27 protein-coding genes and 4 pseudogenes are annotated in these 25951 nt (G+C 58.6%); 13 read left to right on the top strand and 18 right to left on the bottom strand.

The window, feature by feature from the left end:
- The first annotated feature begins 1 nt into the window (after position 1).
- The 7 genes from narJ to JFU11_RS12060 all read left to right on the top strand — a co-directional run bounded on the left by narJ (position 2) and on the right by JFU11_RS12060 (position 6588).
- Positions 2-757, top strand: a complete 756-nt coding sequence (gene narJ, locus JFU11_RS12090; RefSeq protein WP_201060711.1) for a nitrate reductase molybdenum cofactor assembly chaperone — start codon at positions 2-4, stop codon at positions 755-757.
- Positions 750-1430: a respiratory nitrate reductase subunit gamma gene (gene narI / locus JFU11_RS12085; RefSeq protein WP_052964413.1), complete on the top strand. Its 681-nt coding sequence runs from the start codon at positions 750-752 to the stop codon at positions 1428-1430. Before narJ ends, narI begins: the two co-directional genes overlap by 8 nt.
- A 10-nt stretch (positions 1431-1440) precedes the next feature.
- A complete protein-coding gene (locus JFU11_RS12080) occupies positions 1441-2400 on the top strand; it encodes a peptidylprolyl isomerase (protein WP_201060710.1) in 960 nt (319 codons plus the stop codon).
- 25 nt (positions 2401-2425) lie between these two features.
- A complete protein-coding gene (gene moaA, locus JFU11_RS12075) occupies positions 2426-3418 on the top strand; it encodes a GTP 3',8-cyclase MoaA (RefSeq protein WP_201060709.1) in 993 nt (330 codons plus the stop codon).
- Between the two features lie 262 nt (positions 3419-3680).
- A complete protein-coding gene (locus tag JFU11_RS12070; protein ID WP_201060708.1) occupies positions 3681-5696 on the top strand; it encodes a ribonucleoside triphosphate reductase in 2016 nt (671 codons plus the stop codon).
- 32 nt (positions 5697-5728) lie between these two features.
- Positions 5729-5896 (top strand): anaerobic ribonucleoside-triphosphate reductase, encoded by a 168-nt coding sequence (gene nrdD, locus JFU11_RS28285; protein WP_017338867.1) that lies wholly within the window; start codon positions 5729-5731, stop codon positions 5894-5896.
- Positions 5893-6588 carry an anaerobic ribonucleoside-triphosphate reductase activating protein gene (locus tag JFU11_RS12060; protein WP_201060707.1) on the top strand — a complete coding sequence of 232 codons (696 nt, stop codon included), beginning with the start codon at positions 5893-5895 and terminating at the stop codon, positions 6586-6588. The genes nrdD and JFU11_RS12060 overlap by 4 nt, the downstream gene beginning before the upstream one ends.
- 16 nt (positions 6589-6604) lie before the next feature.
- Here the strand turns inward: JFU11_RS12060 and JFU11_RS12055 are convergent, their stop codons facing one another.
- From JFU11_RS12055 to JFU11_RS12035, 5 genes are all read right to left on the bottom strand, one after another.
- Positions 6605-7984: a 4Fe-4S binding protein gene (locus JFU11_RS12055; RefSeq protein WP_201060706.1), complete on the bottom strand. Its 1380-nt coding sequence runs from the start codon at positions 7982-7984 to the stop codon at positions 6605-6607.
- On the bottom strand, positions 7972-8826 hold the full coding sequence (locus JFU11_RS12050; RefSeq protein ID WP_201060705.1) for an FTR1 family protein: 855 nt from the start codon (positions 8824-8826) through the stop codon (positions 7972-7974). The genes JFU11_RS12055 and JFU11_RS12050 overlap by 13 nt, the downstream gene beginning before the upstream one ends.
- Positions 8827-8848: 22 nt before the next feature.
- Positions 8849-9181: a cupredoxin domain-containing protein gene (locus JFU11_RS12045; RefSeq protein WP_201060704.1), complete on the bottom strand. Its 333-nt coding sequence runs from the start codon at positions 9179-9181 to the stop codon at positions 8849-8851.
- A complete protein-coding gene (locus JFU11_RS12040) occupies positions 9182-9712 on the bottom strand; it encodes an iron transporter (RefSeq protein WP_038982871.1) in 531 nt (176 codons plus the stop codon).
- Positions 9713-9799: 87 nt separating this feature from the next.
- Positions 9800-10159, bottom strand: coding sequence for a hypothetical protein (locus tag JFU11_RS12035; RefSeq protein WP_123722340.1), 360 nt, complete (start codon positions 10157-10159; stop codon positions 9800-9802).
- A gap of 158 nt (positions 10160-10317) precedes the next feature.
- Between JFU11_RS12035 and JFU11_RS12030 the strand changes: the two genes are divergently transcribed.
- Positions 10318-10554: a DUF3079 domain-containing protein gene (locus JFU11_RS12030; RefSeq protein ID WP_050681133.1), complete on the top strand. Its 237-nt coding sequence runs from the start codon at positions 10318-10320 to the stop codon at positions 10552-10554.
- Positions 10555-10639: 85 nt separating this feature from the next.
- Here JFU11_RS12030 and JFU11_RS12025 read toward each other — a convergent pair whose 3' ends face one another.
- From JFU11_RS12025 to JFU11_RS12010, 4 genes are all read right to left on the bottom strand, one after another.
- On the bottom strand, positions 10640-11314 hold the full coding sequence (locus tag JFU11_RS12025) for a polysaccharide lyase family 7 protein (protein ID WP_123722341.1): 675 nt from the start codon (positions 11312-11314) through the stop codon (positions 10640-10642).
- A 309-nt stretch (positions 11315-11623) separates the two neighbouring features.
- Positions 11624-11947, bottom strand: a complete 324-nt coding sequence (locus JFU11_RS12020; RefSeq protein WP_201060703.1) for a hypothetical protein — start codon at positions 11945-11947, stop codon at positions 11624-11626.
- Positions 11948-11982: 35 nt separating this feature from the next.
- Positions 11983-12774, bottom strand: coding sequence for an XRE family transcriptional regulator (locus JFU11_RS12015; protein WP_201060702.1), 792 nt, complete (start codon positions 12772-12774; stop codon positions 11983-11985).
- 104 nt (positions 12775-12878) lie between these two features.
- Positions 12879-13412 carry an HD domain-containing protein gene (locus JFU11_RS12010; protein ID WP_201060701.1) on the bottom strand — a complete coding sequence of 178 codons (534 nt, stop codon included), beginning with the start codon at positions 13410-13412 and terminating at the stop codon, positions 12879-12881.
- Between the two features lie 286 nt (positions 13413-13698).
- Between JFU11_RS12010 and JFU11_RS12005 the strand changes: the two genes are divergently transcribed.
- Positions 13699-14058, top strand: coding sequence for a VOC family protein (locus JFU11_RS12005; protein WP_123722344.1), 360 nt, complete (start codon positions 13699-13701; stop codon positions 14056-14058).
- 121 nt (positions 14059-14179) lie between these two features.
- Here the strand turns inward: JFU11_RS12005 and JFU11_RS12000 are convergent, their stop codons facing one another.
- The 7 genes and pseudogenes from JFU11_RS12000 to JFU11_RS11975 form a co-directional block, all read right to left on the bottom strand.
- Positions 14180-14380, bottom strand: a complete 201-nt coding sequence (locus tag JFU11_RS12000) for a hypothetical protein (protein ID WP_007895617.1) — start codon at positions 14378-14380, stop codon at positions 14180-14182.
- Between the two features lie 83 nt (positions 14381-14463).
- Positions 14464-14553 (bottom strand): annotated as a pseudogene (locus tag JFU11_RS28085) (XRE family transcriptional regulator); the annotation flags it as partial.
- 319 nt (positions 14554-14872) lie between these two features.
- The gene (locus tag JFU11_RS11995) at positions 14873-15895 is read right to left on the bottom strand and encodes an XdhC family protein (RefSeq protein ID WP_123722345.1); all 1023 of its coding nucleotides are present in this window, start codon (positions 15893-15895) and stop codon (positions 14873-14875) included.
- A gap of 11 nt (positions 15896-15906) precedes the next feature.
- Entirely contained in the window at positions 15907-17259 is a 1353-nt protein-coding gene (locus tag JFU11_RS11990; RefSeq protein WP_201060700.1) for a cytochrome c, read from the bottom strand.
- A gap of 17 nt (positions 17260-17276) precedes the next feature.
- The gene (locus JFU11_RS11985; protein ID WP_201060699.1) at positions 17277-19526 is read right to left on the bottom strand and encodes a molybdopterin cofactor-binding domain-containing protein; all 2250 of its coding nucleotides are present in this window, start codon (positions 19524-19526) and stop codon (positions 17277-17279) included.
- Positions 19526-19981: a (2Fe-2S)-binding protein gene (locus JFU11_RS11980; protein ID WP_201060698.1), complete on the bottom strand. Its 456-nt coding sequence runs from the start codon at positions 19979-19981 to the stop codon at positions 19526-19528. Before JFU11_RS11980 ends, JFU11_RS11985 begins: the two co-directional genes overlap by 1 nt.
- A gap of 180 nt (positions 19982-20161) precedes the next feature.
- Positions 20162-20659, bottom strand: a pseudogene (locus tag JFU11_RS11975) (AraC family transcriptional regulator); the annotation flags it as partial.
- Positions 20660-20891: 232 nt separating this feature from the next.
- Between JFU11_RS11975 and JFU11_RS11970 the strand changes: the two are divergent.
- From JFU11_RS11970 to JFU11_RS28325, 4 genes and pseudogenes are all read left to right on the top strand, one after another.
- Complete coding sequence (locus tag JFU11_RS11970; protein ID WP_123722455.1) at positions 20892-22088, top strand: MFS transporter; 1197 nt, start codon at positions 20892-20894, stop codon at positions 22086-22088.
- 201 nt (positions 22089-22289) lie between these two features.
- Positions 22290-22514: a hypothetical protein gene (locus JFU11_RS28330; protein ID WP_201121311.1), complete on the top strand. Its 225-nt coding sequence runs from the start codon at positions 22290-22292 to the stop codon at positions 22512-22514.
- Between the two features lie 572 nt (positions 22515-23086).
- Positions 23087-23347, top strand: coding sequence for a hypothetical protein (locus JFU11_RS11960; RefSeq protein ID WP_123722349.1), 261 nt, complete (start codon positions 23087-23089; stop codon positions 23345-23347).
- A gap of 290 nt (positions 23348-23637) precedes the next feature.
- A pseudogene (locus JFU11_RS28325) lies at positions 23638-23995 on the top strand (site-specific integrase); the annotation flags it as partial.
- Positions 23996-24006: 11 nt separating this feature from the next.
- Here the strand turns inward: JFU11_RS28325 and JFU11_RS11955 are convergent.
- Entirely contained in the window at positions 24007-25284 is a 1278-nt protein-coding gene (locus tag JFU11_RS11955) for a sugar MFS transporter (protein ID WP_201121297.1), read from the bottom strand.
- Positions 25285-25623: 339 nt separating this feature from the next.
- A pseudogene (locus JFU11_RS11950) lies at positions 25624-25811 on the bottom strand (IS5/IS1182 family transposase); the annotation flags it as partial.
- Positions 25812-25951: the final 140 nt, after the last annotated feature.

Genomic DNA, 25951 nt, shown 5'->3' with positions numbered 1-25951 from the left:
CATGCAAATTCTCAAAGTGATTTCGCTGCTGCTCGATTACCCGACGGAGACGCTGATTGGCGGTCGCGACGAACTGGAGCAGGCGATTATCCAGTCACGGGAAATCAGCCCCAAGCAACGCGGCGCGTTGTTCGAGTTGCTCGAGCTGATCTGCGGCAATGACCTGATGGATGGGCAGGAGCACTACGGTGCGCTGTTCGGCCGAGGTCGCTCGCTGTCGCTGCTGCTGTTCGAACATGTGCACGGCGAATCCCGCGACCGTGGCCAGGCCATGGTCGACATGATGGCGCAATACGAAGAAGCCGGTTTTGCCATCGGCGTCAAAGAGCTGCCGGACTATATCCCGCTGTACCTGGAGTTCCTGTCCACCCGCGAAGACATCGAGGCCCGCGAGGGCCTGGCGGATGTTTCGCACTTGCTGGCCTTGCTCGCCGCACGTCTGGAAGAGCGCGAAAGCGCCTATGCCAGCTGCTTCCGGGCACTGCTGCAAATTGCCGGGGCCGAGCCTCATCAAGCAGTGGCTGACCTGCGGGCGCAGGTCGCCGCGGAACCCCGTGACGACTCCCTCGAAGCCCTCGACAAGATCTGGGAAGAGGAGGCCGTGGATTTTCTCCAGGCCGAACAGCAGGACCGTTGCAGTGGACTGCCAAGCGCACCGGGCAAGGCTCGGGAAGAAAGCGCAGTGCCGTTGCACTGGGTGGATTTTCAGCATGAAGGGTTGGCCGCCGTGCCAGCCAAGGAGGTCGGTAATGTCTAAATGGAATCTGTTGTTATTCGGGATCTATCCCTACGTCGCTTTAGCCATTTGCCTGATCGGCAGTTGGGCACGCTTCGACCTGTCGCAATACAGCTGGAAAGCAGGTTCGAGCCAGATGCTCAACCAACGCGGCATGCGCGTGGCGAGCAACCTCTTTCACATCGGTGTGCTGTTCGTGCTGGCCGGGCATTTCGTCGGCCTGCTGACGCCTGCGTCGGTTTATCACCATGTCATCAGCACTGAGAACAAGCAGTTGCTGGCCATGGTCTCCGGCGGATTCTTTGGCCTGCTGTGCTTGATCGGCTTGCTGATGCTGGTCAATCGGCGGCTCACCGATCCTCGGGTACGTGCCACCTCCAGCCCTTCGGACATCCTGATTCTGCTGGTGCTGCTGGCGCAGTTGCTGCTCGGTCTGCTGACCATCGTCGCGTCCACCTCGCATATGGACGGCTCGGTGATGGTGATGCTCGCTGATTGGGCGCAGAACACCGTGCTGTTGCGGCCGATGGAAGCGGCGGCGGCCATCGCGCCGGTCGGGCTGACCTACAAGCTGCACGTGTTTCTCGGTTTGACCCTGTTTGTGCTGTTCCCCTTCACCCGTCTCGTACACATGATCAGCGCACCGATCTGGTACCTGGGGCGTCGTTATCAAATCGTTCGTCAGAAGTACTGAGGAGACAATCATGTCAGGTGGATGTGGATGTGGTGGTGGTAACGGCGGCAGCGGTGGCTGCGGGTCTTCCAAAAAAGCCGAGGACGTTCTCGACATCGCGTCGGTCGCAGAGGCGCAGTTTGAAGCACTCCCGGTTGAGCCGGCGGCTGCCGATGACGCCCCGGCGCAGTTGATCGCCAGTAGCGAGCAGGAGTGGCCGATCATCAGCGTCAACGAGGTGTCGATCACCCCGGAAGCGATGGCCCAGGAGCTGCAATATCACCCGGCCGAAAGCCGCGAAGAGGCGGTCTATCTGGCCGCCCGGGCGCTGGTGATCCGCGAGTTGTTGCAGCAGCGCATCGCCGAACTCGGCGTGTCGATGGAGATCGGTGCCGGCGAGAACGAAGAAGAAGCGGCCACGCGCTTGTTGCTTGAACGTGAGGTGCACGTGCCTCAATGCGACGAGGAAACCAGTCTTCGTTACTACGAAAACAATCGCGGGCGTTTCCACAGCGCACCGTTGCTGGCGGTTCGGCACATCCTGCTCGAATGCGCGCCGGATGATGTCGAGGCACGCGCCGTTGCGCATGATCAGGCGGAGGTTCTGCTGCAACGTCTGGAAGATTTTCCCGGCAGTTTCGCCGAGCTGGCCGTGAAGTATTCGGCCTGTCCGTCGAAGGCTCAGGGCGGTTCCCTGGGGCAGATCAGCAAGGGCCAGACCGTGCCCGAACTGGAACGTCAGCTGTTCACTCTGGCGCCGGGCCTGGCCAGCAAACCGCTGGAAAGTCGCTACGGCTGGCATGTGGTCAGTGTCGATCAGCGGATCGAAGGCATGCCGTTGCCCTATGAAGTGGTGTCGACGGCGATCCGCACGCAGTTGCAGCAAGGCGTTTGGCAAAAAGCGCTGGTGCAGTACCTGCAAACCCTGATTGGTGCGGCGGATATTCGCGGCATCCACTTGCAGGGCGCCGACTCACCGCTGGTGCAGTGAGCATCGAGGCAAACCGGGAGATGTGATGAACGCTGTAATGCAGGATGGCTTTGGACGGCAGATCGATTATCTGCGGATGTCGGTGACGGATCGTTGTGATTTTCGCTGTGTGTATTGCATGGCGAAAAACATGACCTTCCTGCCGCGTCAGCAGGTGCTCACGCTGGAAGAGTTGCAGCGTCTGGCAACGCTGTTCGTCGGGTTGGGCGTACGCAAAATTCGCCTGACCGGCGGCGAGCCGCTGATTCGTCCGGGCATTGTCGAACTGTGCCGCAACATCGCCGCGCTGCCCGGTTTGCGCGAACTGGTGATGACCAGCAACGGCTCGCAACTGAGCCGTCTGGCCCGGCCATTGGCGGAGGCGGGGGTCAAGCGGATGAACATCAGCCTCGATAGCCTGGACGGGCAGAAATTTCGCGCGATCACCCGCATCGGCGATCTCGATCAGGTGCTCAACGGCATTGAGGCAGCACGGGACGCGGGGTTTGAACGGATAAAGCTCAACTGCGTGGTGATGAAAGGGCGCAACTTCGATGAAGTCCCGGCGTTGGTGCAGTACGCGATTGATCAGCGCATCGACATCAGTTTCATCGAAGAAATGCCCTTGGGCGACGTCGGGCGTTCCCGGGGCGAATCGTTTTGTTCCAGCGACGAAGTGCGGGCGCTGATCGCCAGCCAGCATCGGTTACTCGACAGCACTGAAAACAGCGGCGGACCGGCGCGCTACGTGCGCCTGGAACGCCATCCCGATACCCGGATCGGTTTCATTTCACCCAACAGCCACAACTTTTGTGGCAGCTGTAATCGGGTGCGGATGACTGTTGAAGGGAAGCTGTTGCTTTGTCTGGGGCAGGAGGACGCGTTGGATTTGCGCGGATTGTTGAGGCGATATCCGCTGGATGATCAACCGGTGATCAATGCGGTGCAGAAGGCCTTGCGCGGCAAGCCGTTGCGCCACGATTTCAGCCCCGAAGGGGAGGTGCAGATAGTGCGGTTCATGAACATGAGTGGCGGTTGAGCTGTCTTGCACAATTCAAAAAATACAACCAATCCATGTGGGAGCGGGCTTGCCCGCGAAGAGGCCATCACATCCAACATCAATGTTGACTGATAGACCGCCATCGCGGGCAAGCCCGCTCCCACATGGGACCCGCGCTTGTCACAGATTCACCGCAAAATCTTGATATCGATCAATTGCAGATCAGCCCTTTGTCCGTAGTCTTCACTGCATGTTGTGTTTGTTTGTCTATAAACATCTATATGTAGTATCTGGAGGCCGAATGCAGAGCACGCTGATCTCAGTAGGATGTAACCGCTTGCACAAGCGCGATGGCAGTCTGGTCGCCTTCGATGCGGACAAAATCCGTCAGGCGTTGATCGCTGCCGGCAAGGCTACGGGGGAGTACACCGAGGTTGAGGTTGAAGGTTTGCTTCAGGCGGTACTCGCTCGTCTGGACGGACTGCCAAGGCTGCATGTCGAGCAGATCCAGGACCGTGTCGAACGGGTGTTGATGGACGCCGGTTTTTTCTTCGCCATGCGCGCCTACATCGTCTACCGCGAACAACACGGACGTTTGCGTCGCGACCGCCGGACCATGGTCGAAGTGGCGACCTCGATGAACGAGTACCTGGACCGTGAAGACTGGCGGGTTCAGGCCAACGCCAATCAAGGCTACTCACTGGGCGGGCTGGTGTTGAACGTGTCGGGCAAAGTCACTGCCAACTACTGGCTGGACGAGGTGTACAGCGAGGCCATCGGCCAGGCCCACCGCGAGGCGGATTTGCATGTGCACGACCTCGACATGCTCGCCGGTTACTGCGCCGGCTGGTCGCTGCGCACCCTGTTGCACGAAGGGCTCAACGGTGTGCCGGGGCGTGTCGAAGCCGGTCCGCCGAAGCACTTGAGCAGCGCTTTGGGGCAGATGGTGAATTTCCTCGGCACCCTGCAAAACGAATGGGCCGGTGCCCAGGCATTCAGCTCGTTCGACACCTACCTTGCGCCCTATGTGCGCAAGGACCAGCTGAGTTATCAAGAAGTGCGCCAGGCGATCCAGGAGTTCATCTACAACCTCAACGTACCGTCACGCTGGGGCACCCAGACGCCGTTCACCAACCTGACCTTTGATTGGGTGTGCCCGCAGGATTTGCGTGAGCAGATACCCGTCATCGGCGGGGAGGAAATGCCGTTTGCCTATGGCGACCTGCAAGTCGAAATGGACCTGCTCAACCGCGCCTACATCGAGGTGATGCAGGCTGGCGATGCGAAAGGGCGAGTGTTCACCTTTCCGATCCCGACCTACAACATCACCCATGATTTTCCGTGGGACAGTGAAAACGCCGACCGTCTGTTCGAGATGACGGCGCGCTACGGTTTGCCGTACTTCCAGAACTTCCTCAATTCGGATCTGCAGCCCAATCAGGTGCGCTCGATGTGCTGCCGTTTGCAGCTGGATGTGCGCGAGTTGCTCAAGCGCGGCGGCGGTTTGTTCGGCTCGGCGGAACAGACTGGGTCGCTCGGCGTGGTGACCATCAACTGCGCGCGTCTGGGCTATGTGTTCAAGGGCAACACCAGTGGTTTGTTGCAGCGCCTGGACACGCTGATGGAACTGGCGATGGAGAGCCTGGAGGTCAAGCGCAAAGTCATTCAGCACCACATGGACGCCGGTTTGTACCCGTACACCAAGCGTTACCTGGGCACCTTGCGCAACCATTTCTCCACCATCGGCCTCAACGGCCTGCATGAAATGCTGCGCAATTTCACCGGCGACAAGGAGGGCATGCACACCGAGCAGGGCCGCAAGTTTGCCCTGAATATGCTGGACCACGTGCGCGCCACGTTGCTGCGTTTCCAGGAGGAAACCGGTCATCTCTACAACTTGGAGGCGACACCAGCAGAAGGCACCACGTACCGCTTCGCCAAGGAAGACCTCAAGCGCTATCCCGACATTCTCCAGGCCGGCAGTGTGCAGGCGCCGTATTACACCAACTCCTCGCAACTGCCCGTGGGCTACACCGAAGACCCTTTCGAGGCCCTGGAGCTTCAAGACGAACTGCAATGCAAATACACCGGCGGCACGGTCCTGCACCTGTACATGGCCGAGCGAATTTCCTCGACCCAGGCCTGCAAGCAACTGGTGCGAAAAGCCCTTGGCCGCTTCCGCCTGCCGTACCTGACCGTGACCCCGACGTTCTCCATCTGCCCGGTGCACGGCTACCTCGATGGCGAACATGAGTTCTGCCCCAAATGCGACGAGGTCCTGCTGCTGCAAGAACAGAAAGCCGGCGCCGTTCATTGATTTCGATCCACTCAACCGCAAGGAGCTTCACCATGACTGCATCGCAAACACTGCCCCAGGCTCAACGTCAACGCTGCGAAGTCTGGACCCGGGTGATGGGCTATCACCGTCCTGTGTCGGCGTTCAATCCGGGTAAACAGTCGGAGCACCGTGAGCGGGTGCACTTCACTGAAAGCGCGGCACTGGCCGGGCGCCAATGAGTCGAATGCTTCGGGTCGGGGGCATGGTGCCCCTGACCACTATCGACTATCCGGGACAGCTCGCCTGCGTGCTGTTTTGCCAGGGTTGCGCCTGGCGTTGTCGTTACTGTCATAACCCGCAGCTGATTCCCCCTCGTGGCAGTGAGGAAGTGGATTGGCGGCGGGTGTTGGCGTTTCTGCAACGTCGTCAGGATCTGCTTGATGCCGTGGTGTTCAGCGGCGGTGAACCGACTCTGCAGGACGGCTTGCTTAGCGCCATGGACGAAGTGCGGGACATGGGATTTCGCATCGGCTTGCACAGCGCCGGCATCAAGCCTGCTGCATTTGCCAAGGCATTGACCGGGGCGGATTGGGTCGGTTTCGACATCAAGGCGTTGCCCGAGGATTGCCAGGCCATCACCCGGGTCGAAGGCAGCGGGACCGCCAACTGGCGCAGCCTCGAGCATCTGCTGGCCAGTGGTGTCGACTACGAATGTCGCACCACCGTGCATTGGCATCTGTTCGAACCGGCGCGTCTGCTGATCCTGGCCAAACGCTTGAATGCGCTTGGCGTCAAACGCTTCGCCGTGCAACTGGTTCGCACCGAGCGGATGTTCGATCCGCTGTTGCCTAGCGTTTCGGCTCAAGCATTGCTGCCAGAGTTGTGGGAGGCCATGCGCGAGTTGTTTCCAGCCTTCGTGTTGCGGGGGTAACGGGGGCTGGGGGAACTCAAGCCCAGCCCCAGAATTGCAACCACCAGCCAAATCCCACCATGCCTTCGGCCAGGAGCAGGCAAGCGATGGCGGACCCGCGTCGCACCTGGGAAAGACCTTCGCGACTCAGCCGTTTCCAACCCAGGAGCAGGCTCCAGCCCATCGCGGCCAATAACAGACAGGCTCTGGCCGGTTGCACCCACTCCAGCAGCAGACCTTCATAACGCAGTAGTTTGACGGTGGTGGCCGACAGTCCGAGAAACAGTCCGGCACCTCCCAGGGGCGTGAGTGTCAGCGCCAAAGGCCAATACAGAGTGCGATCTTGCGCCAGTCGGGCCGTCAGGCGCAGAAGCAGCATCAACGCCGTGCCGAGCACGATCGAACTCAAGCTCAGGTAAGCGACGATGCTGAAACCGTCGAGCCAGCTGAAGCTGTCGTTGAGCTGGGGGTAATGGGTGAGCAGCCACCAAGGAGCGTTGTCCTGCAGGGCCCAGAGCTGGTTGTGTTCGACCAGCCACTGGGCGAGGGATTGTTTGAGGGCGACAAACCATGGGCTGACCGTCCATTGAAACGCGCCCATGGCCAAGCCGATCACGCCGAACAGCAGCAAGCGTGCGTCCCAAGGGGGCAGGGTCCGCGCCGTTGCGTGAAGAATCTCCTGATTGCTGGAGCGGGCGATCAGTTGAACGGCACCGCGTTGCCCGCTGCAGCGTCCGCAGGCGTGGCAATCACTGGCGCCTTGCAGGCGGCGGATATCGAGCAGGGGAGCGCAGTTGGGCGGCGGCAGGCGCGGTGCGGCATTTTCTAGCCAGCGTTGTTCATCGACCTGAAAGTGCACAGGGGCAAGCCGGGCGAGCAGGGCGAAAACGCCGCTGACCGGGCACAGGTAACGGCACCAGACCCGCTTGCCTCGGGCGAACAACAACCCGACGATAACCGCTACCACCGTCGAACCGCCCAGAATCAACAGCGCGGCCTGGGCGTAGTCATAGACGCTGATCAACTGGCCGTAGAGGGTCGTCAGGCAGAACGCCAAGGTTGGCCAGCCGCCCCAGCGCAACCAGCGCGGCACACCCAGGCCTTTACCGTAATGGCTGGCCCATTCGCTGAGCGAGCCTTCCGGGCACAGTACGCCGCACCAGAGTCGGCCGAAGAACACCATCGACAGCAACACGAACGGCCACCAGATTCCCCAGAATAGAAACTGCGCGAGCAAGGTCAGGTTGTCGAGTATCCGAGCTTGGCTGTCTGGAAGCGGCAACAGCGCCGGGGTCACCAACAGCACCGCGTAAAACACTACAACAGCCCACTGCACCGCACGGATGACGGGCGCATGGCGACGCATCCCGTCGCCCAGTCGCTGGAGCCATCGATTGCGCCGGCTCAGGTCGGGCATGGCAGGTTGTCCGCAGTCCGTTGCCGTAGCCAGCCGCGGACGGCCAGCCAATAACCGATCCACACCAACAAGGTCAGGCCGCTGGGGCTTGCCCGATAACCGGCGAACCCTGCAAGAAAGCCACCCAATCCATGGCTGTCACTCAGCAATGTGCTGCTGTCCCAAAGCGCTTCGCCAACGAGACTGTAAACCATGTCCGGCAAATCCAGGGCGAGCAGTTGGCCGCCGATTCGTTCGGTACCGCTGACCAGCAACGCCGCGCCGAGCATGAGCAAGATGACTTCGCTGATGGCAAAAAATCGTTGCCATGAAATGAATCGGCGACTGCTGTGCAGCAGCGTAATGGTCAGCGCCGACAGCACCAGCCCCAACACGCCGCCGACGGCAAACAAACCGAGCTGCGGACCTCGCAACCGGGCGCCAGCGCCATAGAGAAAAACCACCGTTTCGCTGCCTTCGCGGCTGATCGCGAGCATGGCCAGCAGTAATAGACCTGCGCCACCTTGTCGAGCCAGGTGGCTGTCGGCGTGTCGTCGCAAATCGTGATTGAGGCTGCGCCCGTGACGACGCATCCAGCTCACCATCTGCACCATCAACAAGCTGGCAACCAATGCAAGTGCGGCCTGGAACCATTCGCTGGCCGATCCACTCATGGCTTCACCGGCAAACAGAATCAACACCGCCAGCAGGCCCGAGAGCATCAACCCCAGCACCACACCCGCCCAGAGGAATTTGACCAGACGATTACGTTGGCCTTGCTGGCTGGCCCAGGCCTGGAGAATACCGATCACCAGCAACGCCTCGACGCTTTCGCGCCAGACGATGAACATTGATTGATTCATGGAAGCTCCGTGCGCTAACAGGTTATTTCGCGAGGATGCCGCCTTCGGGCAATTGCGGATTGAACTCGTCGAAAAAGGGGTAGTGACCGGGCCTCAGGGAGTGAATGACCACGAAGGTCGTCACGCCCGGCGACAGGACTTTTTCAACCCGCAACGGCGTGCTCTCGAACTCGGCCGGACCTTGGCCGACGTTCTTCAGAACGATCTTGAAGCGCTGTCCGGCCGGCACCTCCAGCAAGGCCGGCGTGAAGTGGCCATCGCGCAGGATCAGCTCAAAGCTCGGCAACTCGGCATGGGCCGTCAACGGTGCAACTGTTCCGGCCACAATCAGCCAGGCAAGATGCAGGCGCTTCATTCAATAGCCGCCTTTTTTACCGATGCCGGCGTAGATGAATTCGTAGTGCAGTTCGCAGCGTTCGAACCAGGGAGCGACACCGGTTTCCTTATCGGTGTGGCGCCCGAGGGAGCCATGGCCGCCGGGTGGCAGGACGGTGAACGTCAGCTGATATTTACCGGGGCCAAGCAGCTTCACATTGTCGCCATAGTGCGGACCGTCATTGGCCACCATGGCGTGGAAATCGCCTTTGATCTCGGGGTCGCTGCCGTGTTTTTTCAGGTTGAAAGAGACGTTCAGGTAGGGCACGAAACTACCTTCCTGAAAGCCCTGCCGATTGTCCGCGGTGGCCCGAATGTCAGCTTCCAGGTGGACGTCGGAATCCGCAGTGGCGCGCATCATCCCCGCAGGTGCCATTTCTATCGGCTGCAAATACACCGCCCCGACTTCCAGCCCGGGACACAACTGTGGTTCCCCGATCGGGTATTCCTTGGCGTGAGCCAGAGGTGTGAGCAAGAGCAGGGCGAGTGATAGCGAAAAAGGGGTACGCATAATAGCTTCCTGAACACTGACGAGTAGGAGCCCGAGTCTAGGAAGCTTTGCTGCGAACAATAATGATTGTTATCAAGTTTTGCGCAATTAAACGGATGGCTCGTCACGTTGGCGAAATCGCTGGGCGCGCTCAACGCTGTGGGTCATCTGTGCCGCCGCATGAACGGTCAAGGGATGCTGGGTAAAACCGGGTCTGGGGGTTATGTAGTCGGCCATTTCCCGGGCAATGGCGAGCTGACGTTCCGAACCTTCTGCCAGCAGCGCGATGACCAGGTTTTCCAAGGCAATTACCCGGACACGCAAGTGAACCAGTTCGGCGTTGGTCAAGGCGGGCGGGGCGGTAAACGCGTCGCCATCGATGGATGTTGCGGCGTTTTGATCGTCCCATGTCGACAGGGTTGGATGGTCCGGGACCCCAACGCTTGGGAAAGGATTTTTATTGAGCATGAGCGACGTCTCCAGGTCTGTTCAGCCGTTAGAAGCTTAGCTGCAGGATCGCGATGGGGGAGGGAAGTCGCTTGATGTCGATTCTTGATATGTATCAAGGCTGGCGTTGCGCAAGGGCTGTAGGTTGGAACGACGCCACTCAATGATCGGAGATCGGCATGGCCAAGAACTTCCCCGTCAACCCCAAGCACCCCGAACGGATCTGTTGGGGATGTGACCTGTATTGTCCGGCGAAGTCCCTGGCGTGCGGCAATGGTTCCGAACGGACGATGCATCCGGCGGAGATGTTTGGAGAGGATTGGCACGTGCCTGGCGACTGGGGCCTTGATGCGGTCATTACGACAGACAAGGTGGTGGATGACTTCCAATCGCTGCCCGATGATGCGCTTTTGTAGGAGCCAGGCTTGCCGGCGAAGGCGCGCTTAAGGACGCCTTCGCCGGCAAGCCTGGCTCCTACAGGTCCGTTTTACTCAGGCGATATCAAGCGTGGGTGATGGAAAGGTCGCTGATGATGCACACCGAACCGTCTTCGGGGTCGGTGGTGTCGGAGTAATCAATCTGGTTGTACACACCGCCGTGGAAGGCCAGCGTTTTCGTGTCCCAGGTGTTGTCGAGGCGCATGATTGCGGAGGTCGATTTGACGCCGTTACAGCTCGCCGAAACGGAGACGGCGCCGCTCGAATTGGCGTGAATGTTGATTTTGAAAAGTGCCCCGAGCGGCACGTCTTCCAGAACCGTCGTGTTCACCGGGTCTTCTTGAAGATAACTCGACCGGAACCCCATGGTGATCCGGCCTTTGTTCCAAAACACCTTTACAGGTGGTCGCTCTGAACCCTGCACATGAATCTGGCTGATCACGACCTTCTGCAGCGAGTTGACTTTCGTCAGCCGCATTTCTTGTCGGTTCCAGTGGTCGGCAGCGCTGGCGAACAGCCAATAACCCGGCTCCTTCCACTCGCAGCGGGTGCGGTGCGTGCTTTTGCTCGAAGCGCCGAGCGTCGGCGCCGTCATTTGCAGCGAGCCATCTGGAAGCATCGTAACGACTTCCGGGCATTCAAGCAGTGCCCGCCAGCCGATGAGCTCTAGTGCAATGGGGTTGGTGTCGGAGATAGGAAGCGGTGTAGCGATTGTGTAGTTGCTGATGTCTACGGTCATGGTCATTTCCCTATTTCATTTGATGTCACCCTGTGCTCAGTTGAGCCTTACGTTTGATGTAGGCCTACATCCCACTGCCCACTCAGTGAATGGGCAGAGGTGATGCTTTCGTTGCTGGACTGGTGTTGTCTGGGTGTGCAAATAAAAGTAGCAGTGCTGCTATTTGAAGTAAATAGCGCTGCTAATATTATTTTTGAAAGGCACAAAAAAACCCGCGCTTGGCGGGCTTCTAATCGATGGGCGGGTTCTACAGAGTGTCGATCTGCGCCTGAAGTCGGATCGCCAACATGTCCCAAGGCCATACCTCGCTCATTGAGCTTTCTGCAGCTTCATCCGCGGTATTTCCACCTTGGGGCACTTCATGGCAACCATGCGGCGATTGAGTGCGAATACCTTTGAGTAATCGAGAGGCTTGAAGAATGAGGTTCTTCTGCTCTGCATCCCATTTTCCAGCATTTGCCAAAAGACGGCGTCATTGAGGTTCTTGCACTGCTCGAGCCGGTCCGCCTCTGTGGTGGGTATTGGCATCGCCTCGATCTGTTTTTCGTACTCGGTCTTTTCCTTCGGCACGCTGGTGCATCCAGAAGCGAGGAGGGCTACGAGCAGAGGTGTCGTAATCCGTAAAATGCTCATGTCCATTTCCCTATGCAAATGCCTTATGCGGTCAATCAGCGGGCAAACATCCCCCACCAGAACACATGGCCGAGGATCACGATCTGCTGTTCCTGGATCTCGGCAAAGGTGTAGTCCTCATCCGGATGCTCGTCGCGATTGAAGCTGCGCAGGCGGATGCTCGTCGGTAGGCGGTAAACCTGCTTCACCCGTAGCTGACCGTTGTGGTTGATGGCGTACATGTCGCCGTCAACGATATCGCCCAGTGAGCTCTTGCCGACGTTAATGCCTACGGTTGCGCCGTCACGCAGCACTGGCAGCATGCTGTTGCCGCTGACAACCACGCACTTCGCGTTGCTGAACTGAACGCCGTTATGGCGAAGGTCCTTCTTGAAAAAGCGCAGCCGGGCACTGTCGCTTTCCTCAATCACGAAACGGCCTGATCCGGCCGCCAGTTCCACTTCGCGCAAGAAGGGAACGTAGACCTCATCGTCATCCAGGGGAGTGTCGTCATCCCAAGGCTGGATGTCCGACATCAATACGCTGGGCTGGATGCGCTCGGAAGACTGGACGCTGGCAACGGTCGACATCAGGCGCTGGCTCACTTCATTGGCATCGAAGCGCAAGGCTTTTGCCAGTTTCAGGAGTGCCTCGACGTTCAGTGGAACCTTGCCGGTTGCGTACTGACTGAAGGCGCTTTGGCCTGACCATCCGCAGGCCTCAGCCACATCCGCTTGAGTGAGATTTGATCCAGCCGCTTTGGCAGCAGACTTTCGCTGGTCGTAAATAGCCTTGAGCCTGGTGCTTTCGGCGACTTCTTCAGGGGTAAGGGGGCGGCGTGTTTTCATGGCGACAAGAGTATGATATTTCAGAAAATAGCGCTGCTAGTAATTTTTGGCCAATAAAGCAGCTCTGCTGCTATCAAGGGTGGGTGACGAGTGAATTACTACATTCAGAGCCGCATCATTGGCAGTGGACTCAGCGGGTTCGTTAGCAGTCGCTTGAGCGAAAGCTGAACTAAGCGAAAGTGAAATCCTGCATCAGGAAAGGTCGAAAACACCTCACGTCGCTTCTGTCGTGAGAGTCCAAAAGTAACCGCTCCGTGGGATACGTCGATCCAATCGGCTTTCCGAAAAACCTCTGCAAGGTTCTGTGGATCGGTATGGGACCGAGTTATTTTATGGTGGTTGTGAATGATCGAGATAATCTCTTCCGTCCAACCCAGCTTATCGATTTCCCGAAGGAAGTCTTTTGCCAATTGCTCTGACGGGGGCAAATAATCAAACGTCCTGGCCGTCCATATGCCAAGGTCATGAAATACCCCGGCCACAACTATTTTTTCCAGGCCTACAGCATCCAGCACGTTGAGCGAGCAACAAAAGTTGATGACTCGGTACACATGATTCCGGTATCCGGTGAAGTCATTGCCGAGGTATCCGGCATAGCGCTGAAGCAGCTCGTCCAGCAGCTCAATTTTGATGAGCAATATTCCATCCTCCTTGTTTGGAGGTGGCTACTTTATAGGCTTGGACGCTCATCTGCACGGATACCCCAACTGACGACGAAGCCGCATCAGGTTTTCCGCCTTCGCTTCCAGCCAATCAACCTCAGTCAGGTCGTCTTGGCTCACCGGAGGCGGCAGAATTGGAACTGAGCCTTGCATTATGCTGACATGGGCGCCTCCAGGGTGGCGGGATGAGTTGGATGTGGTGTGTTGAGGATTTACGTCTAAGATGGCTAGCTGATTTGAGTGACCAACCAGGGAGGGTGATATGAAGCCAGCAATCAATGCGGTGATCATTTATGCGAAGGATGTCGCGAAGACATCTGATTTCTACACTCGGCATTTTGGGTTTTCCGCATTGCCGGAGCTCAATGGCATCACGGAACTGACTTCGTCAGCAGGTGGCGCCAAGCTACTTCTGCACAAGGCGGCCAAAGGCCTAAAGAACGGTCAGGCATGCGTCAAAATCGTTTTTGACGTGGATGACGTTCAGGTTTTCAAGGAGACCTCTGCAGAAAAGGGGCTGCTTTTTGGCCCGACACACGAGGCAGAGGGATACAGTTTTTCCAATGCCAAAGATCCAGACCAAAATAATGTCAGCATTTCCAGTCGTGCATTCAGATCGTGACCTGATCCAAAATCACTCGGCTGCACTCCGTTCCGCTGGTTGCCGGTGGAAACTCGAGCAGCCCCATCAGCCATCTACCTTGCTGTTTATACTCCCAGCCTTCAGCCGGGACGTGTACGTTTCAATGAAGAACCCTGCGGCTCTCTCCAATCCTGATCCGATCGAGTGCCCTGTTTAACGCATCCAAGGCATCGAGGAGGGCTTTCGCCTCAGCTTCCCGGCCATCGCCCCAGAGGCGTTCAGCCATTTTGTTCAGCGCCTGGATAGAGCGCTCAATGTCAGCAGCCGTCGCTGCTTTGCTTTCCTGATGTTTCTTTGGCATTGATCAACCCTTCTTCAGGTAGACCAGCTTCACGCGGAGTTGGCCGTTGTGGTTGATCGCGTACATGTCGCCGTCGACGATATCGTCTGCGTGAGACCTGCGGGCTCAGCACGCTCGGTCTGGTTTAGACCTGCATGGCGACGGGCGGCTTTGAGTCTTTCTTTAAATTCCATCCGCGAAGTATTACGGGCGCTCCCATACCCTTGCAAGTCGGTATTTCCCATAACCGTGCTGTATGGGTATTCCTGTATTGGGCGTACATCCGGCCAACTAGCGGGCGCTGGCCTCGGCTTTCGATGAACACCCATTGGGCACCACACCCATTGCTCCGAGCTGGGAGTGCTTGTCGGCCAGCCAAAATGAAATCCGGATCGCTTAAGTCCGCGACCTACACGAAGGCAGTAGGGTGCGGAGGCCGTTACTGGAAGAACCGTATGCGGGGAAGAGCTGACAACCGGCGGGGCCCCTGGAGGTTTTCAACCAAGCATAGGTCTACGGTGATGAGGGCACAGATTCAATGGAGTGTTTAGCTTGGGCGACACTGAACTCACTCGGCAAGCTGGCACCATTCTTGGCCGCAAGGATCTCGGCCATCACACTGACGGCGATTTCTGCAGGCGTCTTACTGCCGATGTAGATGCCGATCGGCCCGTGCAGACGCTGAAGTGACGCCTGGGTCTCACCAAAATGCTCAATCAGGCGTTCGCGGCGCAGCTGGCTGTTGCGCCGCGAGCCGATTGCGCCGATGTAAAACGCCGGGCTATGGAGGGCTTCGAGCAATGCGAGATCGTCGAGTTTGGGATCATGACTCAAGGCGACGATGCAGGTTCTCAGATCGACCGCGAAGTCGCGGACAACATCATCGGGCATGCCGACGATTCGCTCCACGCCGGTCACCGCCCAAGTCTCGATGTATTCCGGACGTGGATCGCAAACCGATACCTTGAAGCCGTTGAACAACGCCATGGTGGCTAGATACTCGGCCAGTGCGCCGGCACCTATCATGAGCATTCGATACCCTGGCCCCAAGGTATTGAGCATATGCTTGCCGTCGAAACTGAATTGCTCCGGTGTCGCGGTGGGTTGGAGCGTGACTTGACCGGACGCTACTGCCAGGCAGCGGCGCACCAGCCGCCCGTCATCCAGATGGGCCAGCAGTTCATCAAGCGACTGCCAAGACGGGTTGAACTCGAGAATCAGCTCAAGCGTACCGCCGCAGGGCAAGCCGAATCGATGCGCATCATCGGCGCTGACGCCATAGCGCACCACTTCCGGTGCGCCGTCCTTCAAGCCACTCCCACCATAGGCCGTGGTGTAGCGATGGATCAGGTCATCCTCAATGCAACCACCGGACACGCTGCCGACCACCCGACCGTCGTTACGCAAGGCCATCATCGACCCTGTCGGGCGCGGTGAGGAGCCCCAGGTTCGCGCCACGGTGGCCAGTAGCACGCGCTCTCCGGCCGCGAGCCAGTCCCGCGCCGTGCGCAGTACCAGCAAATCGATGCTTTCCATCAAACTCTCCTCTAGCGCATGTGGAGGATGGTCGGGCTGCTGCTAGCCGGATCGGTGTGTTCACGCAGCTTGCCAACCGCCTGCGCATCGACAGCACTACCCTGATTGCCCCAGGCGCTGCGCATGAATGTCAGGACCTCGGCGATATGTTGATCCGACAGCTGCTCGCGGAAGGCGGGCATGCGATAGGCGTCCGGCACACCGGCGGCCACGACACGCTGCGAGCCGTTGAGGGTGATGTTGATCGCCGATGCACTCTCTTTGGCCAATGCGGAGGTCGCTCCGGCCAGTGGCGGCATCCATTCGGGCTGCCCTTTGCCGTCCAGACCATGGCATGACGCACACCGCGTCACGTAGGTGTGGGCACCGGCAGTGTCCAGAGACTCAGCGGCAGATGCCTTCTGATACTGCCAGGGCGCTCCATCGCGCTGAGGGTCCCCGGGCAGCGATTTCAGGTAGTGGGCAATGGCCGTCAGATCGTCATCGGTCATGAACTGCGTGGAGTTGTTGAACGCCTCGGTCATCGAGCCGTAGACCACCGCGTGTCTGTTGCGCCCAGTCTTGAGAAACTGCACGATCTCCGGCTCGCTCCATCTGCCCAGACCCGTGTTGTGGTCATCACGCAGGCTCGGCGCATACCAGCCATCCAGCAAGGCGCCGGCGAGGAACGGCGCACCGGATTCGTCGAGTGCCTTCTCATTGAACGCCAGGCCGCGTGGCGTATGGCAACTGCCGCAGTGCCCGGCGCCCTGAACCAGGTAAGCACCGCGGTTCCACATTTCATCCTGCGAAGGTCTTGCAACATAGGGCTCGGCGTCAACAAACACACCGTTCCACAGTGCAATCGGCCAGCGCAGGTTCAGTGGCCAGGGAATTCCACTCTGGATGTTCGCCTGTTTGACCGGCGCCACGCCTTTCATGAAGAACGCATACAGCGCACGCACGTCGTCATCACTGAGCTTTGCGTAAGACGGGTAGGGCATTGCCGGGTACAAACGGCGGCTATCGGGTGCCACACCGTGGCGGACGGCACGGTCGAAATCCGTCAGGCTGTAATGGCCAATGCCGGTTTCAGTGTCCGGTGTGATATTGGTCGCATGGATCGCTCCCAGCGGTGTGGCCATTTCCAGGCCGCCGGCGAACGGTGCTCCGCCTGGCACGCTGTGGCAAGCCACGCAATCGCTGAGCCTGGCGACGTATTCGCCACGGGCGACCAGCGCAGGGTTGATGTCGGCCACGGCTATGTGGTGGTTTTCAAAAGGCGAGGCGGGCTCGCGAGTGACATACCAGGCCAGCAGGCCTGCCGCTACCAGGCACGGCACCGCCAGCCAGCCAGCGGTTCTTGCGAATCGGCTGTTATTCATGGGCGCTCCGGCGTTGATCAGGTGAAGGTGTGTCGGCTCATGGGCAGGCTTCGAACCCGTTGCCCGGTCAGCGTTGCCACCGCGTTCGCGACGGCTGGCGCCACGGCCGGCAACGGCGGTTCGCCGATGCCACCCATTTTTTCCCCGCTCTCGACGACACGAACGTGTACCCGTGCCATCCGCGCAGGCGGCAGGATCGGATACAGGTCGTAGTTGCGAGCCCGAGGTTTGCCATCAACCCACACTGACTCCTCTACCAGTGTCTGAGACAGCCCCAGCGCAACGGCGCCATTAACCTGAGCCTCGACAATCGCCGGATTGACGATGCTGCCGGGGTCAATCGCCTGCCAGATGTCGTGCACCTTGACCTGACCGTTCTCGATGGATACCTCGGCGATCACCGCCGTCTGTGTACCGAACGGCGAAGCCATCGCCACGCCTCGCGCGCGTTTGGTGCCGTCCTGGGCTGTAAACGGCCCACGCTTCCAGCCTCCCGACAGCTCACCCACCGCCTGCAGCAGTGTGGTCAGGCGCTTGTTGTCACGCAGCAAATGCAGGCGCAGTTCGAACGGGTCCTTGCCGCCTTTGTCGGCCAGTTCGTCAAGGAACGATTCATAGAAGAAGTCGTTGAGCGAATTGCCCACCGAACGCCAGTACCCCAACATCGCCGGACCTTTGACATAGATCTGCGCGATCCGCTTGTTGGGGATCGCATAGGACTTGCCCGACAACCCTTCAAGTGCTGTGGGGTCTAGCTTTTCACCCTGTTTGCCGGCGATGGCCTCAGTAGGACCTTCGGTGGCACTGATCGCTTCGATTGCCAGCGGCCAGCCGTCGTTATCCAGCGCGGCTCGGAAATTCACCGCTGCAACGGGACGGAGCACGTCACGCAAAAACTCCTCCTCTCGACTCCAGATCAGTTTGACCGGGCGGCCAACCGCCTTGGACAGCTCGATCGACTGGGGATAAGGACTGGCTGAGTCGTAGAGGAAATGCCGACCGAAGAATCCACCCAGCAGTGGTGAATGCAATGTGATGCGAGACGGATCCAGACCCGTGCGTTTGGCGATATCCGCACGGAACATGTCCGGCGCCTGATTAGGCAGCCAGACTTCCAGCGAACCGTCCGGATTGAATCTGGCCAGCGCAGAAGGCGGTTCCAATTGCCCGTGGTTCAGATATTGGTTGTGATAGGTGGCGTCGACTCGAGACTTGGCATCACTGAGAATCGAAGCAACGTTCCCTTCATTCTCGTCATCCCTGGCTGGGCCCTTTTCTTCAGCGAGTCGCTTGAGCCAGTCATCGCTGGAAAAATCTGCGGGCATCGGCCGCACTTTGCTGTCGACCGTTGGCTCTTGCCAGTCGACCTGAATCGCTTCTACCGCACGTTTTGCGTGCCACCAGCGCTCGGCGACCACTGCCACGGCACCCGGCAGACGATGCACGGAGTGAACGCCTTTCATGGCCTTGACCTGGTCTTCGTTGCGCACGTTGCCCACTGTCATACCCAAGCGTGGGGCATGCTGAACGGCGGCGTGCAGCATGCCTTCGACCTTCAGATCGATGCTGTAGAGCGCCTTGCCCGTGGACTTGTCATAGGCATCGACGCGCTTCACGGGCTTACCGATCCAGCGGAACTGGCTCGGATCACGAAGTTGCACTGTGTCAGGGGCGGGAACCGGCAGATCCATCGCGCGCTCGGCCAATTCACCGTACGCCAACGAACGGCCCGACGCGGCATGCACCACTTTGCCAGGTTCGGTGGTCAATTCGCCCACCGGCACCCCAAGCTTTTCCGCGCCCGCCTGCAGCAGCATGGCGCGGGCAAGCGCGCCGAGGCGGCGCATGACCGGGTAACTCATGCGCACCGACATGCTGCCGCCGGTGATGCGCATGCCGTTGTCCATGACCACATAGGCCTCGCCGGGCGGCGCGGCTTCGACCAGGAAGGTCGCCGGGTCGGCATCCAGTTCTTCACCGACGATCTGCGCCATCGCGGTGAACGTACCTTGCCCACCTTCCATGAACGGGCACAGCAGACGCACGCGGTTGTCTGGGCGAATTTCCAGAAACGCCGGCACCTGCGTGCCACGCTCGGCGGTCGCAGCTGCCGCCGCTTGCACGCGTGTCGAACCGAGCGGCAGGCCGAAGCCGAGCACCAGTGCGCCCACGGCGGTACCGGTCAGAAAACGTCTGCGCGACAAATTGACCGGTTCGTGCAGATCAAGCGCTGATGCTTCCTGGGACGGGTCGATACGAACGTTCATCATGCGTCTCCCTTGCCGGCAAGCTCATGCATGGCGGCATGAATGGCGTTGTAAGTGCCGCAGCGGCACAGATTGACCATCGCGGCCTCGATCTGTGCGTCATTCGGCTTGGGGTTTTGTTTGAGCAGTGCAGTGGCTGCCATCACCTGCCCGGACTGGCAGTAACCGCATTGGGCGACCTGAAGATCGACCCAGGTGGAGACGACCCGCTTGCCCACTTCATCTGCCTCGATGGCCTCAATGGTGGTGACCTCCCGGCCGACCACACCAGCCACCGGCGTGACGCACGAGCGCACCACATTGCCGTCCACCAGTACGGAGCAGGCACCACACTGCGCCAGTCCGCAGCCGTACTTGGTACCGGTCATGCCCAGATCATCGCGGATCACCCACAGCAAGGGCGTATCGGCGTCGGCATCGACTTGATAGGTCTTCTGGTTGATTCGTAGTTCCATGGCTCACCCGCTTGATCATCGGTTGACTTGCATTGTTATTAGTAGTGAAACGCTGCGAGGCGCATCACCGGAAAAGCTTGTCTTTCGTTCAACTTGCCGCGTTGCCGAGCGCTTCTGTTTCGAGTGGCTGTCCACGCAGCAGCGCAATGTCACGACTGGGCGTGGTACCGAACAGGCGGCCAGAATCAGCGGCGCCAGCACCGGGATCGCCTCGGGTTCATCGAGCAATGCCAGCAGGCGATCGAGCGCCCCTTGCAGTGAGGACGACATGTTGCCAATGCCAGCGCCCGTACCCGTTGATTGATGTCGCTTCGCAGGCAAGCCACTTTTGGTGATTACCTCGGCGAGCAGGCTGACATCCAGTTTCAGTACGAGGCCGACACAGGGCTTTTCGGGACTGGCAAGAATCACTTCGGAGTTGGCTGGCAGATCCAGTGACGTGACCAGAAAACGCGAAGGGCCGTAGCTGTAACCCTCACCACCCACCCGCAACCGTTTTTCACCACGGCCCACCAGAGTCAGGCTCGGCTCGATCATGCACACGGCGGGGGGCGCCGGCAGATCGCGACGAAACAGCGACAGGCCGGGAATAGATGTCGCGAAGTCACCCGGTACGCTCACGCGCGGGTCAATGTTCAACGCCAAAGGTGATTCATGGCGCTGGGGTATATGAATCATGGTTGGTCGCTCCTGTTGTCCGAACTCTAATCCGCTGAACAGACGTTTCCTATCCATCACCCTGCAGCCTCAGAGGATCAGGCAAGCATTCAAGAGGAATGCACTAGGGCTCAAGCAGATCGACCGGGAGAATGTGTCGATCTGTTACAGGGGGAGTGCCCACGCGGGCGACAAACTGCTCGACCCCCCTGCGCATCACACCAACACGCTTTTCGCACCACAGGTAATTTCCATGACTTTTCCTTCTACAGAAAAACGCGGCTGGAGTGCCGTGCTGGCCATGTCGTTGGCCGCATTCGCCTTGGTCGCATCAGAATTCATGCCTGTCAGCCTGCTGACTCCCATTGCGGCAGACCTGCACATCACGGAAGGCCAGGCAGGGCAGGGCATTTCGGTGTCCGGTGCATTTGCATTGATCACAAGCCTGGTCATTGCATCGATCGCCGCTCGCGTCGAACGCAAGAAGTTGCTGCTGTGTCTGACCTTGCTAATGATCGGGTCAGGTACGATCGTCGCGCTCGCGCCGGGCTACCCCTCATTCATGCTTGGGCGTGCCTTGATCGGGATAGCCATCGGTGGTTTCTGGTCATTGTCGGCGGCGACCGCAATGCGCCTGGTGCCGGCTGATCAAGTTTCCCGAGCGCTGGCCATCGTCAATGGTGGTAACGCTCTCGCTACGGTAATCGCAGCTCCGGCGGGCAGCTTCCTTGGCTCGCTGATAGGTTGGCGCGGCGCATTCTTCTGTGTTGTACCTGTCGCAGCACTTGCGGCCGTGTGGCTGCTGATAAGTCTTCCGTCCTTCAAGGCCGAGCGCCAAACAGGTAGCGGCAACGCCTTGCGGCTGATGAAACAGTTGCCAGTCGCATTGGGGATGGTAGCCGTCAGCGTATTTTTCATGGGGCAGTTCATGCTGTTCACTTACCTGCGCCCGTTTCTTGAGGTCGTGACCGGTGTTAGCGTCTCAACATTGTCTTTCATGCTGCTGGGGCTGGGACTTTCAGGTTTGATCGGGACCTTTCTGATCGAAAGATTCATCGGGAATAGCCTCTACCGCACGCTGACGGTTATCCCTCTGATAATGGCTGTCATAGCGCTGGCTTTAGTGAACTTCGGCGCATCGCCGTGGCTGACCGCAGTGTTGCTCGGTCTATGGGGGCTGGTCGCTACTGCTGCTCCCGTTGGATGGTGGACATGGCTGGCTCAAACTCTTCCTGATGATGCGGAAACCGGAGGGGGCTTGCTTGTGGCCATTGTCCAACTGGCTATCGCAGGCGGCGCAATTATCGGCGGCTTGGCATTTGATCTAAGTGGTTACAAAGCCACATTCGAGCTCAGCGCAGCCGTATTGGTCGCCGCGTCTGCGCTCGCTTGGTTAGCGGGTCGCAATGCCACTGAAGTTCATCTTGCCGAGTCGAACGCGACTGCCTGACAAAATCAGGAAGGGCTCGGCGCATGGAGTATCGACATGAGAAAAAGAAACGCTCGATCGACTGTGTGGTTGAGCCTCTCGATGATTTTAATCTGTGCATCGATAAGTCCTGCTGCCATGGCCCAAAACTCATCTCTGCACGAAGGCCCTGATCAAGCAGGACCGATCAAAGAGGTTCCTGCGATGCCAACCAGATCAACCATGCTGACCAAGGTCAGACTCAAGTTTGAAGGCCATGGGGCGGTGGTTGGCCTAGCGCTGGAGTGCTGGAGAGGCAACAAAGGGCCCCTATTTGAAATTTTCAGAAACGACGAGAGGCTTCGCTTTGAGGTGACTCTGTTCGTACAGGACGTTCCGCTTGAGCTGCTTGAATACGCTGTCCCGATCGCCCGAGAACGCTTAGGGGATTTTGTCCCTTATCCCTGATGCCATTGGATCGTTACCGCTATAGCGGCTGACATTGAAGGAAGAGGGAGCAGCAGTAGCCGGGTTGCGGTTACCTTTGGCTGCTCGGTTGGTGTTTAATCTTTCCGTCATAGCTGCTCATCCGCACTGCTGATTTGCCTGAACACTGAGGCAGGAGCCCAGAATGCGTACATGCAATATTTGCAAGCGTCCTCTCGATACCGCGCCAGAGCTCGAAGATTGCGGAGGCGATTGTCTTGAGTGCATGGCTGAATGCGGAGATCCTGATGCACAACTGGCAATGCAACAGATTCTTCTGGTTCGCAGTCGTGCAAGCGGTTCAGGCAAAGGTGATGACGAGTGCCGGGATTAGCCGCTAGCTTTGAAGGTCGGGAAGTTCAGATCGGTGAAGCCGGTCATGGCGGCACTGAAGTAGATGCGTTTCATGCGGCGCGATCCAGTTGGTATGTATTCCACGCGGCCTGGTCTGCACTCGTAATGGGGCGTCCTATGCCGGGTCATGCCCGGGCGGTGGAAGGGTTGATAGAGGCGAGATCAGCTACAGTTGATAGATGATTCAAAAGGAGGTGCGTATGAGCATCACTGTCTGCGTCGTATGTGGCGATAGCGCCGAGAAAGCTTATCCAGTAGGCAGTTTTGATGAGTTTAAATGTTCGAACTGTGGCTACTACTCAGTCGATCGGCAGCTGATTGACGAGATGGAGGCAGCAGGTCAGGTCTTTGACACCGAGCGTACCCAACAGTACTTAATGATCCATTCTCAGCCGGGCCAAGTGCCTGCGATTACGCGTATCGAGACTACGAAGCATCAACTGATTGTGGAGAGTGTGTGAAAAAGAAGGATTGGTCAGGTTGCCACCTGCTGCTTTTCCTGGTGTAGCGCTTCCTGCACTGCTTTGATCACCCTCCGTAGATATGTGAACTTGTGTTTTCCTCTCTGGCCCCTGTTGTCGATTGGTCTGTTTGCGATAAGCCCGATGTACTTGGCATTGGTCGAAGCCAGCAAAACCGAAAATTCAACCCTAATCCTAGGGACTGTAAACGTTCAGGGCACAGCCACCGGCCCCTTTCCCATCCTGGCCACTGATGGGGAGTCCGCTGGAAGGTGTTTGAAGGCTGTGGAATGAGACTGATATTCGCAACAAAAGACCTGTCGTTAGCAGGTCGATCTTTCGAAGGTTTTCCGCTGTTGGTTGGCTCAGATGGCTGGCCTGTTGAGCCCGTGCAATCCTTCCTCAGGCATATTCTCGTGGAGTCCGGTGAGGCACGAAGCGAACTGACTTGGGAAGCCTACGGACGTCGTCTGTACGACTACTTCGCCTTCTTGGAAGCCAATGGCCCGGGATGAAGAGAGCCCTGCTAACGGTCTGAGCGTCCTATCTCGTTACCGGGACTGGTCTCAAGGCGAGCTGGGGCTCGATCCTGGCACGGCGAACAAACGGTTGAATCTGATCGTTAGCTTCTACCAATGGGCTAGCCGCGCCAGGGAATGCTAGTGCTTCGGAGCGCGGGCATACCAACCGTAGATTGCGATGCCGGCATAACAGGTCGCTGGCACGCTCAATGCCATCGCGAGCGTCGAGAGGTCGGCCGCATACCCTGTCAATGGCGGAATAAATGCCCCGCCAACAATGGCGCAACAGAACAGGCCCGAACCTTCCGCCGCGCGATGACCGAGCCCTGCGGTCGCAAGGGTAAAGATCGTCGGAAACATGATGGAGTTGAACAGCCCGACGGCCAGCAGCGACCATCCGGCAACAACGCCTTGTGTGGTGGCAGAGATCGTCAACAGCACAATGACTGCCGTGGCGGCAAAGGCCAGCAGTTTCCCGGGCGCGAAAGTGCGCATCAGCGCCGAGCCGATAAAGCGGCCAACCAGGGCGCCACCCCAATAGAAGGCAACATGCTTGCCTGCGGCTTCGGCGGGAAGGGCCAGGGTTGTCGGCAGCATGAGGTAGTCGGTGATGAGGCTGCCAATCGTGACTTCGGCGCCGACATAGAGAAATATGCAAACGGTGCCGAGTGCAAAGCGCGGCTGCTTTAGAAGGTCGAGCGCAGCGAGTGGATTGAGACGTTCAGGTCTTGTTGACGGTTGCAGCTCATTTCTTTTCAGCCAGACGATCAAGGCGACGATGCAGATGAAGAGCGTAATGCTTGCATAGGTGTTGCTGATCACGCTGGCTTCCTGCGACAGGAAGGACGTCAGTTCTGCTGGCGACAATGCGGAGGTATCTACCGCATTGAGGGAGCCCAGGATCAGTATGGCACCCAGGTAGGGTGCGACCGTGGTTCCCAGCGAATTGAACGCATGGCCGAGGGTGAGGCGGCTGGGGGCCATTGCGGCGGTTCCGAGTAGTGAAAGCAGCGGGTTCGCAACGACCTGAACGGTTGTCACGCCAATCGCAAGCACAAAGAGGGCGCCGAGGAAGGCTGGAAACAATGCGGACTGGGTGGCAGGAATGAAGAGCAGGCATCCACCAGCCATCAGCAGCAACCCGAGGACGGCCGCTCTCATGTAGCCGATTCGCGAAATGAGCACGCCTGCGGGTATGGCGAAAATGAAATAGGCAAAAAAGAATGACGACTGCACAAGCATGGCCTCGGTATAGCTGAGGCTGAAGAGGTGCTTGAGTTTTGGCACCAGGACATCGTTAAGGCTGGTGATGCTGCCGAGGATGAAAAACAGCGCGAACACGTAGGTGCTCATCCGTTGGGCGTGGGGTGTTGCCAAACTGTTGGTGACAGTCGCGCTAGCACTAGCGTTCGTCATCACGGGCTTCCTCTTTCTTGTGATTGTTACTTTCAAGGAAAGCTCTATCGAGCCTCAGGCACCTTGATAGTGAGACAGCGCTATCTTTGTGCGGTGAATTACTCGCCAAAGGAGGGTGCGCTGCCATCTGATTTTTTGTCTGTAGCCGCTACCGCTCACCCAAAGTCCGGGGCCAGTCGTTAGAGGGCGCTACCTTAGTGCCTGACTTTTCGTTTGGCAAGCCGCTGGATCTCTTGGGGGTTATGCCGAGATAAGGGGTAAATTCGCTCATTTGGGCTGCAGCAGGGCCGTCCAAGAGCCCAAGGCCGGATCTGGTTCTCCGCCCAATTATTATCAATGGTCGGCGGGATCGTACGAAGGGCGTCCCGTGGCCCTGGATCTGGCTTTGTCGAAGCCCAACTGCTCAAAGTCCAGAAGGGAAATTAGGCTTCGATGACCCGAACCAGATGATCCTCGGGAATGAGTTCGTCCAGCGAGAGTGGAAACAGCGCGGTCTGGGAGCGGTTTTCACCTTGGATATAGCGCATGAAAAATGCCCGTATCTTGCGATACGGGCATTTTCTTTAACCGGCCAGCAGATTGTTAGGTTTTCACACACTCTGGGCCGATTGCTGCCCGTCGCGAAGGGCAGCTGCCGACCCATTGCAGCCGGTCGCGACAGGCAGAG

Origin of the sequence: Pseudomonas sp. TH37 (assembly GCF_016650735.1) — a bacterium.
GTDB lineage: Bacteria > Pseudomonadota > Gammaproteobacteria > Pseudomonadales > Pseudomonadaceae > Aquipseudomonas > Aquipseudomonas farris.
This window is presented reverse-complemented; position numbering and strand designations above follow the sequence as displayed.

What these genes read in the sequence shown, in the direction of transcription:
- narJ (WP_201060711.1), top strand. Translation starts at nt 2, where the DNA reads ATGCAAATTCTCAAAGTGATTTCGCTGCTGCTCGATTACCCGACGGAG.
- JFU11_RS11970 (WP_123722455.1), top strand. Translation starts at nt 20,892, where the DNA reads ATGACTTTTCCTTCTACAGAAAAACGCGGCTGGAGTGCCGTGCTGGCC.
- JFU11_RS11985 (WP_201060699.1), bottom strand. Translation starts at nt 19,526, where the DNA reads ATGAACGTTCGTATCGACCCGTCCCAGGAAGCATCAGCGCTTGATCTG.
- moaA (WP_201060709.1), top strand. Translation starts at nt 2,426, where the DNA reads ATGAACGCTGTAATGCAGGATGGCTTTGGACGGCAGATCGATTATCTG.
- JFU11_RS12070 (WP_201060708.1), top strand. Translation starts at nt 3,681, where the DNA reads ATGCAGAGCACGCTGATCTCAGTAGGATGTAACCGCTTGCACAAGCGC.
- narI (WP_052964413.1), top strand. Translation starts at nt 750, where the DNA reads ATGTCTAAATGGAATCTGTTGTTATTCGGGATCTATCCCTACGTCGCT.
- JFU11_RS12015 (WP_201060702.1), bottom strand. Translation starts at nt 12,774, where the DNA reads ATGAAAACACGCCGCCCCCTTACCCCTGAAGAAGTCGCCGAAAGCACC.
- nrdD (WP_017338867.1), top strand. Translation starts at nt 5,729, where the DNA reads ATGACTGCATCGCAAACACTGCCCCAGGCTCAACGTCAACGCTGCGAA.
- JFU11_RS11955 (WP_201121297.1), bottom strand. Translation starts at nt 25,284, where the DNA reads ATGACGAACGCTAGTGCTAGCGCGACTGTCACCAACAGTTTGGCAACA.
- JFU11_RS11990 (WP_201060700.1), bottom strand. Translation starts at nt 17,259, where the DNA reads ATGAATAACAGCCGATTCGCAAGAACCGCTGGCTGGCTGGCGGTGCCG.
- JFU11_RS12055 (WP_201060706.1), bottom strand. Translation starts at nt 7,984, where the DNA reads ATGCCCGACCTGAGCCGGCGCAATCGATGGCTCCAGCGACTGGGCGAC.
- JFU11_RS12020 (WP_201060703.1), bottom strand. Translation starts at nt 11,947, where the DNA reads ATGAGCATTTTACGGATTACGACACCTCTGCTCGTAGCCCTCCTCGCT.
- JFU11_RS12045 (WP_201060704.1), bottom strand. Translation starts at nt 9,181, where the DNA reads ATGAAGCGCCTGCATCTTGCCTGGCTGATTGTGGCCGGAACAGTTGCA.
- JFU11_RS12040 (WP_038982871.1), bottom strand. Translation starts at nt 9,712, where the DNA reads ATGCGTACCCCTTTTTCGCTATCACTCGCCCTGCTCTTGCTCACACCT.
- JFU11_RS12000 (WP_007895617.1), bottom strand. Translation starts at nt 14,380, where the DNA reads ATGCCAAAGAAACATCAGGAAAGCAAAGCAGCGACGGCTGCTGACATT.
- JFU11_RS12025 (WP_123722341.1), bottom strand. Translation starts at nt 11,314, where the DNA reads ATGACCGTAGACATCAGCAACTACACAATCGCTACACCGCTTCCTATC.
- JFU11_RS11960 (WP_123722349.1), top strand. Translation starts at nt 23,087, where the DNA reads ATGAGCATCACTGTCTGCGTCGTATGTGGCGATAGCGCCGAGAAAGCT.
- JFU11_RS12030 (WP_050681133.1), top strand. Translation starts at nt 10,318, where the DNA reads ATGGCCAAGAACTTCCCCGTCAACCCCAAGCACCCCGAACGGATCTGT.
- JFU11_RS28330 (WP_201121311.1), top strand. Translation starts at nt 22,290, where the DNA reads ATGCTGACCAAGGTCAGACTCAAGTTTGAAGGCCATGGGGCGGTGGTT.
- JFU11_RS12050 (WP_201060705.1), bottom strand. Translation starts at nt 8,826, where the DNA reads ATGAATCAATCAATGTTCATCGTCTGGCGCGAAAGCGTCGAGGCGTTG.
- JFU11_RS12005 (WP_123722344.1), top strand. Translation starts at nt 13,699, where the DNA reads ATGAAGCCAGCAATCAATGCGGTGATCATTTATGCGAAGGATGTCGCG.
- JFU11_RS11995 (WP_123722345.1), bottom strand. Translation starts at nt 15,895, where the DNA reads ATGGAAAGCATCGATTTGCTGGTACTGCGCACGGCGCGGGACTGGCTC.
- JFU11_RS12035 (WP_123722340.1), bottom strand. Translation starts at nt 10,159, where the DNA reads ATGCTCAATAAAAATCCTTTCCCAAGCGTTGGGGTCCCGGACCATCCA.
- JFU11_RS12060 (WP_201060707.1), top strand. Translation starts at nt 5,893, where the DNA reads ATGAGTCGAATGCTTCGGGTCGGGGGCATGGTGCCCCTGACCACTATC.
- JFU11_RS11980 (WP_201060698.1), bottom strand. Translation starts at nt 19,981, where the DNA reads ATGGAACTACGAATCAACCAGAAGACCTATCAAGTCGATGCCGACGCC.
- JFU11_RS12080 (WP_201060710.1), top strand. Translation starts at nt 1,441, where the DNA reads ATGTCAGGTGGATGTGGATGTGGTGGTGGTAACGGCGGCAGCGGTGGC.